This is a genomic window from Winogradskyella sp. Asnod2-B02-A (genome assembly GCF_045063645.1).
Taxonomy (GTDB): domain Bacteria; phylum Bacteroidota; class Bacteroidia; order Flavobacteriales; family Flavobacteriaceae; genus Winogradskyella.
This window is the reverse complement of the sequence record NZ_JBEFOG010000027.1, coordinates 1,982,177-1,993,665: the sequence shown is the minus strand read 5'-3', so window position 1 is coordinate 1,993,665 and position 11,489 is coordinate 1,982,177. Positions and strand designations below refer to the sequence as shown.

Annotated in this window: 10 protein-coding genes; all 10 read right to left on the bottom strand. The window is 30.9% G+C overall.

Translation table 11 applies throughout. From position 1 onward, the window contains the following. Positions 1 to 3: 3 nt before the first annotated feature. The 10 genes from ACJJVO_RS16465 to cysQ all read right to left on the bottom strand — a co-directional run bounded on the left by ACJJVO_RS16465 (position 4) and on the right by cysQ (position 11,488). Positions 4 to 1,083 carry a sulfotransferase family protein gene (locus tag ACJJVO_RS16465; protein WP_405576059.1) on the bottom strand — a complete coding sequence of 360 codons (1,080 nt, stop codon included), beginning with the start codon at positions 1,081 to 1,083 and terminating at the stop codon, positions 4 to 6. Positions 1,084 to 1,096: 13 nt separating this feature from the next. After that, positions 1,097 to 2,047 carry a hypothetical protein gene (locus tag ACJJVO_RS16460; RefSeq protein ID WP_405576057.1) on the bottom strand — a complete coding sequence of 317 codons (951 nt, stop codon included), beginning with the start codon at positions 2,045 to 2,047 and terminating at the stop codon, positions 1,097 to 1,099. 6 nt (positions 2,048 to 2,053) lie between these two features. After that, a complete protein-coding gene (locus ACJJVO_RS16455) occupies positions 2,054 to 3,484 on the bottom strand; it encodes an MBOAT family O-acyltransferase (RefSeq protein ID WP_405576055.1) in 1,431 nt (476 codons plus the stop codon). A 106-nt stretch (positions 3,485 to 3,590) separates the two neighbouring features. Beyond that, a complete protein-coding gene (locus tag ACJJVO_RS16450) occupies positions 3,591 to 4,502 on the bottom strand; it encodes a hypothetical protein (protein ID WP_405576053.1) in 912 nt (303 codons plus the stop codon). After that, on the bottom strand, positions 4,503 to 5,933 hold the full coding sequence (locus ACJJVO_RS16445) for an MBOAT family O-acyltransferase (RefSeq protein WP_405576052.1): 1,431 nt from the start codon (positions 5,931 to 5,933) through the stop codon (positions 4,503 to 4,505). A gap of 2 nt (positions 5,934 to 5,935) precedes the next feature. Continuing rightward, complete coding sequence (locus ACJJVO_RS16440; RefSeq protein ID WP_405576050.1) at positions 5,936 to 7,087, bottom strand: glycosyltransferase family 4 protein; 1,152 nt, start codon at positions 7,085 to 7,087, stop codon at positions 5,936 to 5,938. Between the two features lie 2 nt (positions 7,088 to 7,089). Beyond that, entirely contained in the window at positions 7,090 to 8,073 is a 984-nt protein-coding gene (locus tag ACJJVO_RS16435) for a hypothetical protein (protein ID WP_405576048.1), read from the bottom strand. 4 nt (positions 8,074 to 8,077) lie between these two features. Continuing rightward, on the bottom strand, positions 8,078 to 9,067 hold the full coding sequence (locus tag ACJJVO_RS16430; RefSeq protein ID WP_405576047.1) for a GNAT family N-acetyltransferase: 990 nt from the start codon (positions 9,065 to 9,067) through the stop codon (positions 8,078 to 8,080). A 19-nt stretch (positions 9,068 to 9,086) separates the two neighbouring features. Then, positions 9,087 to 10,526 carry a lipopolysaccharide biosynthesis protein gene (locus tag ACJJVO_RS16425; protein ID WP_405576045.1) on the bottom strand — a complete coding sequence of 480 codons (1,440 nt, stop codon included), beginning with the start codon at positions 10,524 to 10,526 and terminating at the stop codon, positions 9,087 to 9,089. Between the two features lie 131 nt (positions 10,527 to 10,657). Continuing rightward, positions 10,658 to 11,488, bottom strand: coding sequence for a 3'(2'),5'-bisphosphate nucleotidase CysQ (gene cysQ / locus ACJJVO_RS16420; protein ID WP_405576043.1), 831 nt, complete (start codon positions 11,486 to 11,488; stop codon positions 10,658 to 10,660). Position 11,489 lies beyond the last annotated feature (1 nt).

Below are 11,489 nucleotides of genomic sequence, written 5' to 3'. Positions count from 1 at the left end.
AATTTAAAGGTCCCTCTTTTTAGAAACATATTTTTTAAACACAAGTTTTATGGTTTTAGAAAACCCTACAACCGGTATAAATGACATAAATATATTTTTTATGTAGTTTAAAGTGTCCCAGTAATTATACTTTAAATTAAGACTTTTTAAATCTATCGAGGTAGACTTTTTATCAGTTGCTTTATATAATTCTTTTCCAAAAACTAATTCGATTTTCTTTATAAAACTAGGAGATAAGAGTGATTTATATTTATCAATATTATTAACAAGTAATTCATTCGTTCCCTTTTTTGTACCTGATTGACTTTCTTTGATTCTTAATTTTTTTAAATCAAACTCATTATCAATTTTTAAGAACTCGGAAACCGTATCAAAAAAGGTATTAGAATCCATTAAAAGCGCTTCATAATTCACTTCTATATAATCAATATTTTTATTTTGAAAAACCTGCCTGATCTTAGTAATGTTTTTAATACATGCGCCAATTCTCTTAAGCAATACCTTATTGTCTTTTTTATTTAGCTTTTTCCAAGCTTTATTTAGGGACTCCTTTTTTATAAATTTATAGTGCCTAAATGAAAATTTATCCTGAGAAAGTGCTATATCAATTGGGTTACGAGTTAATAAAATATACTTTGCATTGGGAAAATGTTTTATAAGCAAATTTATATTCTTAATATGTTGTGGTGATTTATCCCCTAACCATTTTATATTTTCTTGAGATTTTCCAAATATCTCTGAATGGTGATACAAGAGCTTAGCATAAACGGATTGAAAACTAAATTCAGAAAGACTATTAAACCACACTGACTCCTCTAGCATAAATGTATTGGTATTCTCAAATCCTCCTTTTTTTAAATCTAATTCTGCAATATTTTCATTGTCTAGATAAAACTTCTCAAAGTTCTCTTTAACACTAAGATCTCCATAAGTCTCTATCTTTTTCAATATAGAAAGTAATGATCCATATTCTCGTTCAGGAATTCCTATAGCCGGATTTGTATTTAATAACTGTCTTAACATTGTGCTTCCCGAACGCGCATTGCTAATAATGAAAACTATGTGAGAGGTATCTATGGACATTTACATTATATTTTTAATTGTTTATATCTAAGACTTCAGTCAAATCCTTAACAAAAGATTGACTAAAGAGCTTTGCTCCAACAGCATTTAAATGTGTTGCATTATGAAATAATTTAACATCTCTATTTCCTTCCCATTCATTATAATTAAAAAAGTAAACATTATCATTTGCTGACGCTACACTTTCTAATTTATTTAAAATAGTCTGCTTTCCTTTAAAAATGGCATTAGTTTGACTAAACTCAGGAGCATACACTATAATTAAAACTTTCCCTTTCTCATTGGCTAATTGAGCCTCTTCTCTTAAAAAACTAGTCGCTAAAGATATATCATTTTGAGAAATCACTTTTGAGTCTACCTTAATCTCACCATCCCATACATCTTCAAAACCTCTATACCCCTTATACTTAGTATATAAACTTGATGTATTTGGTTTGAACTTAGACTTTATCCCTTTTAAAAAATATTTATAGTTCCCATGGAACTTATACAGTGGCACATACTTATCTTTCCAAAGATCAGGTTGAATGTTCGATAAATTAGAATATACATATTGGCTATTAAAATATGGAAAAAATTTATACTTCTTAAAAATACCATCTTCTCTTTTAGAAAATTCTAAGGCGCCAACAACATGCACAATATACTTCACATTATTCTCTGAATTTAAGGCTTGTTCCCAAAGCGCTCTTTGCATGTTAAAATCTGCACCAGACAAACCAATTACTCTAGATTTTATTCCCATCTGCTCTTCTATTACTTTTATATCAAAATGGTTCCATGCTCTTGATGAACCAAGAATTAAAAGTTCGTCGTCTATCTTATTATTATAGAGTAAATCTAAATCTTTATAATCATCATCCTTCAAATTAGATAAACCAGATACAGCTAAGACATCTAACAATTTAAAAAGAATTGTAACAACAATAAAAAGAGCAACGGATTTATATAAAAATAACTTCATTATAACTTAAAATTGAAAATATATAAATGAATTAGCTTCGTTTGGCATAAATAATACTATTAAAAGTAACACTAGGACATATAACATGTACCGAAACACGAAAGGTAATTTAATTAATCTACTTAAAGAATGAGTCTCTTTTCTCCCAAACCACTCTATGCCAATTAAGAAAAATATTAAAACTATCAAAACCGTAGGAACTATTGACTGTCCCTTATTAATTAAAAAAATATTTTTGATATAATCTATACTATGTGCAATGTTGTCTGCCCTAAAAAATATCCATGCAAAACATGTTAATACAAAAGTGACACCTATTTGAAAAATCTCTTTTATACTTGGTAACATTTTATTTGAAGCAACAACATCAATATGATTTCTATTATTATTAGTTAATAGTAATGGTAGAAAAAATAATGCATTTAAAAAACCCCAAACAATAAACGTCCAATTGGCACCATGCCAAAACCCGCTCACCAAGAATATTATAAATGTATTGCGGACTTTCATCCATTTACCTCCTTTGCTTCCTCCTAAAGGAATATAAACGTAATCTCTAAACCAAGTAGATAAAGAAATATGCCAACGTCTCCAAAACTCAGCAATATCTCTAGAAAAATATGGAGTCGCAAAGTTTTGCATTAAATTAAAACCAAATAATTTAGCAGTTCCTATAGCGATATCGGAATATCCAGAAAAATCACCATAAATTTGAAATGCAAATAATACAGCACCTAATATTAAAGTAGGACTATTATAATCTTGAGGCGCATCAAAAATTTGATTGACATAAACCGCACAATTATCTGCTATAACCATCTTTTTAAATAAGCCCCAAAGAATTTGGCGCATTCCGTCTGAAGCTAAATCATAGGAGAACTTTCTTTTAACCTTAAATTGTGGTAATAAATTTTTTGCGCGCTCAATTGGACCTGCTACTAATTGTGGAAAAAAGCTTACATAAGCAAAAAACTCAATAACATTCTTTGTAGGCTCTAATTTTTTTCGATACACATCTATAGTGTAACTCATGGTTTGAAACGTGTAAAAACTGATTCCTACTGGTAGAATGATCTGGAGCGAAGACAAATGCATATTAATACCAATTGACTCAAAAGCCAGCTTAAAATTATCGATAAAGAAATTATAGTATTTAAAATATCCTAAAAAACCTAAGTTAACAAGCATACTTATATACAATAATAGCTTCCGTTTTCTTTGCTCTTGGGTATTATCTAATCGCAAACCAATATTATAATCAACAAATGAACTAAACGCTATAAGTGCAAGAAATCTCCAATCCCACCAGCCATAAAAAACATAACTTATAACCAGCAAAAATAAATTTTGAAGCTTTAAATGTTTATTGAATACAAACCAGTACAACAGAAAAACCGTTGGAAGAAATATTAAATATTCAAATGAGTTAAATAGCATTACTAATTATTTTTTTGGGAATGAAACCATGTACTCAACTTTACAATTGTATAGCGGTATCTTTTGCAAAAGTGGGTTTATCAAATATGTCTAATTTCATAAATAACTAGTTATTTATTTTTTCTGAAATATTTTTAAAAAAATACTCTATTCCGTCTGAATTTAGATGATGTTCATCATAATAATATTTTTTTTCCATTATCATATTAGAAAAATCGTAAAAATCTACCTTTTCTACAAACCGATTTTTTAATAGGGTATTTGTTAACAAATCATGTCCTGGCCATTCACCAAATAAAGCAGGTGGAATTATAATTTTTAAGTTTATTTTATTTTGATCACAGAGACTTTTTAAACGCATTAAAGTTTTTTCGTTTTGATTTATACCATCAAATCCGTTTGGATAATATAACTTAAACATTTTTTTTAATTTAAGATGATCTATTGAGTCTATTATCTTCGTCTTTCTAGAATCTGAAATTGGCTTCAGAGCTATCCAAGTTTTAGTATTATATTTAGATTTAGCAAAATTAAAAAGTCGCTTATACTTATTAGGAGCCTCGTAAGTGAGGTATTTCATATAAAAATCAAAATCTAAAGGTTCATCATTAAAAGTATTGGTGGCAGAATCTAAGTGACTAGATAGAAATAAGGTTGGTGATAGTACTAGAATGACATTTGTAATATGAACATCCTTGTCTATGTAATATTTAAGATAAAAGACTTGATCATTTAAACCACACTTACCACCTCCTTTTGCTAAATTTAGAATTGAACTATCTAGTAAATTCTGAAGTATTTTATAATTACTTCCTCTTGAGTAAATCCTAGCATGAGAAATTCCCATAAACGCAAAGTCATAGCTCTCTTTTTTAGGAAATATATTTACACTATTTTTTGTATTTGAATTATCAAAATCTCTCGATGAAACATATATAGATAGTAAATAGGCCCCTAAATAAAATCCGAAAACTAATACAAAACCATAAAGACTTATTTTTTTTAGAAATTTTCTCATTTAGAAGTCAAAATAAATAAATTCGGTTAATTCAAAATTACCAAAAGTTAGTATTAAAAAAGCGACTATAGCATATATCATTCTCATTTTAATAACAGAATCTGATGGAGAATACTGCAATGCAAAGCTTCTTTCTCTATGTCCCCATTCTAATAAAACCATTAGCGCTATAACTAATAGTACTTTAACTGGCAAGATTGACTCTGAAGATTGAAATGTACCAATCTCTTGTAAATAATTTAATGCGCTCGACATATTTTTAGCCCTAAAAAATATCCATGCAAAACATGTTAGTACAAAAGTGACACCTATTTGAAAAATCTCTTTTATACTTGGTAACATTTTATTTGAAGCAACAACATCAATATGATTTCTATTATTATTAGTTAATAGTAATGGTAGAAAAAATAATGCATTTAAAAAACCCCAAACAATAAACGTCCAATTGGCACCATGCCAAAACCCGCTCACCAAGAATATTATAAATGTATTGCGGACTTTCATCCATTTACCTCCTTTGCTTCCTCCTAAAGGAATATAAACGTAATCTCTAAACCAAGTAGATAAAGAAATATGCCAACGTCTCCAAAACTCAGCAATATCTCTAGAAAAATATGGAGTCGCAAAGTTTTGCATTAAATTAAAACCAAATAATTTAGCAGTTCCTATAGCGATATCGGAATATCCAGAAAAATCACCATAAATTTGAAATGCAAATAATACAGCACCTAATATTAAAGTAGGACTATTATAATCTTGAGGCGCATCAAAAATTTGATTGACATAAACCGCACAATTATCTGCTATAACCATCTTTTTAAATAAGCCCCAAAGAATTTGGCGCATTCCGTCTGAAGCTAAATCATAGGAGAACTTTCTTTTAACCTTAAATTGTGGTAATAAATTTTTTGCGCGCTCAATTGGACCTGCTACTAATTGTGGAAAAAAGCTTACATAAGCAAAAAACTCAATAACATTCTTTGTAGGCTCTAATTTTTTTCGATACACATCTATAGTGTAACTCATGGTTTGAAACGTGTAAAAACTGATTCCTACTGGTAGAATGATCTGGAGCGAAGACAAATGCATATTAATACCAATTGACTCAAAAGCCAGCTTAAAATTATCGATAAAGAAATTATAGTATTTAAAATATCCTAAAAAACCTAAGTTAACAAGCATACTTATATACAATAATAGCTTCCGTTTTCTTTGCTCTTGGGTATTATCTAATCGCAAACCAATATTATAATCAACAAATGAACTAAACGCTATAAGTGCAAGAAATCTCCAATCCCACCAGCCATAAAAAACATAACTTATAACCAGCAAAAATAAATTTTGAAGCTTTAAATGTTTATTGAATACAAACCAGTACAACAGAAAAACCGTTGGAAGAAATATTAAATATTCAAATGAGTTAAATAGCATAATTAAAACATCTTTTTATAAACCTCTACTGTTTGTTGTGCCACATTTTGCCATGTTAAATGTGATACTGAAGCTTTAATTATTTCTGTTTTTTCTGAAAGTGATTGACGTTTCTCATACAAACCAATAATAAGTTCAGCCAAGGACGCTGGAGTTTCTTTTGGCATAACCCAACCCGTTTCTCCTTCTAGTACCACATCCCTAACGCCATGTTTTTGCCCTACAATAATTGGAATACCACATGCTAAAGCTTCTGCAGCTGCATTACCAAAAGATTCCACATAAGATGTAGATATGTATAGATTTGCACTTCTAAATGTATTTATAAGTTCTGCATAAGGCTGCATCATATTAAAGTTAGACTCTTTGGGAATTTTGCCTGTTAAAACTAACTTATCTAAAACATTGTACTTTGAGGCTAGTGCAGTCAAGTTCTCTGTTGGCCCTACACACAGACATTTTATATTTTTATAATCTTTAAGCTTTTCTAACGCCTCAAACAACAATTCCATTCGTTTCACTGGTCTATTTCTACCTACTGTAATAATCACAAAATCGTCTTGAGACAGACCATATTTAGTCCTAAAATCTTGATAAGGTATATTATTAATCTCATTAATTAAAATACCATTTGGTATCACAGTTATTTTACCTGTATCTGCTCCTAACTCTAACAAGTTTTCTTTATTAATTTCACTTACTGCAATTATTTGATTAGAGTATTTAATTGCTTGTTTGAGCTTATCAAGGCTGCCGGCTTCTAACTGCGCTCCATAACCAATTTCTTTAACCAATTGAACATCTGAACCTCTGGAATGTACAACTGCAGGAATATTTAGTTTCTTGGAAAATTTTACAGCTTCAAAACCTCCTCCATGAAGCATTGGTCCATGCAAAATATTAATATTATTTTCTTTTATCATTTTTAACTGATTTCGCTCAAACAGAAACGGAGTAAAAACAGAAAAACTTTTTGATCTATAACACGGATAAGGATACTGAAACGTTTTAGGCACTTCTGGCATTGTACTGCAAGCAACTGCTGCTAAAACACCTTCCATTGATTGCATATTTTTCACAAGATTATGCACTGCTATTTCCATACCACCCAAACGAGGGTAATGATTATTTGTTAGAACACCTACATTAACCATTCTTAAAATTTGGATTTGATTTCTGAAAGACCTAATGACGAAAAATTATCTTTAGAGGTTACCCAACTTAAATAAGCGTCTAACCTATCAAAGATTTTATCTACAGCTGCTTCATTTAAACTATAAGGACTCATATCCACTTCAAATTCATTACTATGGAACATCATACATAAAAACACATCACTTCCTTTAGCTTGTTTTATCATATCATTTGTGATGCTTTTCATTTGATCTATGTCTGCATATGTAGGTCTTAACCATGTTGGTTTAGAAAATTGCGTTAAATAATTAAAAATAATATGTTGGTAAGATTTATCTACCATTATACCTCTTTTAATCCACACAGGAACATTCAATAATTTCTTGTGAATTACCGTAACAGGCACTTGTAAAATACTTAATTTACCGTGACGTCGAAAATCTTTTTCAGACGGAAAATAAGGCTGGTAAGGTGCACCAAAGAAATTAATAACCTGCTTACTTTCTTTATTTTTTATTGTAAAATCTGGAGTTACAGAGCTATCTACTAAATACCCCAGATCTTGCAAAAATTTTAAAGAGTACTTACTAATCCCAAAACGACCAGCTCTAAAAGAAAGTGGCTGATAACCAAATGTTTCAATAAACAAATTGGTTAAATTTACAAGCTTAGCCTTTTCAATTTTTGGGTCAAAATTACTTTGAAATTCTTTAGTAGTGTCAGACGTAAAATTGGATTGTGGCTCTATAAACTCTGCATGTAAATGAGTTCCGAGTTCCACTTTACTGTCAAATGTTTTTAATATTTCTACTGATCTTTGATCTCTTATAATTTCGGGACTTAAAAGATAGGTTGCTTTTACATTATATTTATCAAATAACGGCTGCAATCTATTAAACACGCCATTGTACATGTTATGAAATGACATTGGTTGCTTTACTTTCCATTTAGCGCCTTTATCGCATTCGGTATCAATTGTAATACTTAAATATATCTTTGAATTCATGCTACTATTCGTTTTTATCTATTCGCATGTAATGCATATTTTCTAATTCTGAATAAGGTATTTTAAAATCTGGATTTATGATAAATAACAATGTACTTGAGCCAGCTTTAGATACTTTGTAATTGTTATCTTGAAACATTTTCTTAATGCCTTTAAAGTTATTATGAATGCTATTTATCTTTATAATGTTTTTATTTAATGTGGCTAAGTCAGAGGTGTATTTTAATAATTGATTAAGGTACTTCATTTCCTCATTGTAGATCGCATCAACAATATAAAGCATGTTTTTAGAGCTCTTAATAACCACTATTGCCTGTAATGTTTTATGTGCATCGAAAGCTCCATATATCTTATAACTCCCAGTGGTGTCATTTAATCTCCATTTTAAATACGGTTCTGATTTCTCACAGGTTATGGCATATTTATTTTTTTGATTCGTATAAAACTTAGCATAATCTTCAATAGCTATTTCCTTGATGTTATCTTTTGGTTTTATGGCTAATTTACCAAATACATTTAAAAACATATTATAACCTTTCAAGGCTGCATGGGTATACCTTACTTTTTTTGCAGCTTTATAGGATGAGAAAAAATCTTCAAAACCTAATTTTAATAATGCTTTTCTTGATTTGGCATTTCCGGTACTATATACATATGCTACATTTTTTTGAGCACAAAATGTGTTAATATGGCTGAGTAATTTTTCAAACAAACCCAAACGTCTATAATCCTTATGGGTGGCTCCATCACACAATATCCCAAAACGATAAGCTACTCCAGAAATAATCATTTCGTTTATGATCACCTGCGTCGTTGCAATACACAAGTTGTCTTTAAAAACACAAAATGTATATTCTTCTATACCATATTCTTCAGTAACATTGTGTTTCCATTGGTAATAATCTAAGCCTTTACCAAAACTACCTTCTAATAAATCTAAGCATTGATTAACTTCAGTTTTGGATGTTTTATCTAGCAGTGTTACTTGGTGCATATCGTATTAACTTGTAAGGTTATTTGTTTTTTTTGATCTTTAATTTAATAAGTAGATTCTCAAACAGTTCTCGTTTTAAACTCCTCAATATAATTACAAAAATAATAGACCCTACGATGAGTTGTATTATTAACCCAATTACTGGCTTTACACCCAATAAATTAATACTATACACTGGAATGAACACTGCTACAGCAATTAATACTGCTTCCTTAATCGTTGATAATGCTGCATTCTTTTGCTCTAGTGCTTTATTATAATATATAGACGTATAAATCCACCCAAATAAAGCGCCTAAAAGATAGCCAATCATTAAACCGTAAATACCTAGATCTTGCATTAAAATATACATAATTGGCAATGAGAACACCACCTCGACTATCGTTGACACAAATATCACTTTAGATTTCCCTTTTGATATTATGGCACTTCGCAAAATATGGGACAATCCTCTTAATAACCCAACTACAGAGAGTATCATTAAGTAACTACCTGCCTCTTGCCATTTTTCACCATAAAATGTAGAAATCAGATTCTGACTTATCGCCATGAGCATCACCATAAAGGGGATAAAAAGTAATGATGTATAGCCCAAAGCAAGCGTATAGTTCGCTCTAAATTTTTCTGCATGATACTGTATTTTAGAAAACCCTGGAGTTAAAACTGACGTTAAAACGGATTGAATTTTACTTGCTGGCACAATAGCCAAATTAAAAGCAATATTAAAGAGTCCCATAACTTCCTTTCCGAGAAATCTTCCCGTAAGCATACCAATCATGTTCTCTGCAAAAAAATACACCATTTGTGCACCCAACATATTTATCCCAAAGTTAAATAAAGGTTTTATACCTTTAAATTCTGGCTTTCCAGGTAACCATTTTCCATAGTAAAACGATAGAGCACCATAAATTAATCGTTGCAAAATTAATCTCCACACTAAGGACCAAACCCCAAAACCATAGAGTGCCATTATAATAGCGGCTATATTCGACGTCACCATAGAAACAATTTCCGCAATCGAAAAGCTTTTAAACTCCATACGCTTGCGCAATAGAATATTTGGAAACTGAAACGTTTGTATAAAAATAACAAATGCAATTACCTGAATAATTGGCACTAAATCAGGCTCTTCAAAGAACGATGCAGCTAAACCCGATCCAAAATAAACGGCTGCAGTTAGCACTATATTGAGCGCTAATTGAATATAAAATATACCGGATATTTGCTCTTTTGTAATCTCCTGACTTTGAATAATCGCTGATCCAAAACCAATACTCGTCATCGCTTTAACAAAACGATTGACAATAAGTGCCATAGCCACCAATCCAAAATCACCACGTGTTAGCAATCTTGCCAAAACGATGGTAAACACAATTTGTAAAACTTGCTGAATAATATCTGCAGATCCACGCCAAGCAATACCTCCAATAACTTGTTTCTTTAATGTTTTTTGCTGCACTCTTGGGTTGAAATTAAATGTAGAAATCTAAAAAGTTTTGCGGTGTAAATATATCTAATTATTTAGAGCATCAATATATTATATCAATAATTTAATCTTCTAAAACTAATATTTTAGTAACAAAAATGAGGCTATTTTTTCACCAAAAACCAATTGTTCAATAACTCTTCTCTATTATACAACATACGCTCTTTTGTACTCCAGTCTATCACCTCAAAACCTGCATGTTCGCAAATGGCTTGGCCTGCAGCCGTATCCCATTCCATGGTTGGTGCAAATCTTGGGTAGCAATCTGCCTGCCCTTCTGCAACCATACACAATTTTAATGAGCTTCCTTTAGAAATTAGATTTACAGTACCATGCTTTTCTCTCATTTCAGAAACATACGTTTCCGTTTCTGGTGACATGTGTGAGCGACTTGCTACAACCGTAAAGGTTTTATCTTCTCTTTCTAGTGGTAATTTACTAGCTTGATTTACCAAAGTGTCTACATTATAATCTTCCAAATCTACTGATACTTTAAAAGCACCCATTTCGCTAGTTGAAAAATAAAGATCGCCTAAAACAGGTACATAAATAACACCAATTACTGTTTTTTGATTTTCTATGAGTGCAATGTTTACCGTAAACTCACCGTTGCGTTTAATAAACTCTTTAGTCCCATCTATAGGATCTACAATCCATAGTTGATTCCAGTCCTTTCTTTCATTGTAAGGAATAGCCTTACCCTCCTCTGAAAGTACAGGAATACCAGTAGCTTTTAAGTGCGACATAATTACATTATGCGATGCTACGTCTGCTTTGGTTAATGGTGAATTATCACCTTTTATTTCCACCTGAAAATCATCGGAATGATAGATGTCTAGAATTGCTTTCCCTGCTTCTAAGGCTGCGGTGATACTGTGATGCAGTAATTCAGTGAGGTAGTGAGACGGTGAGGCGGTGAGGCTTTTATTATTCATT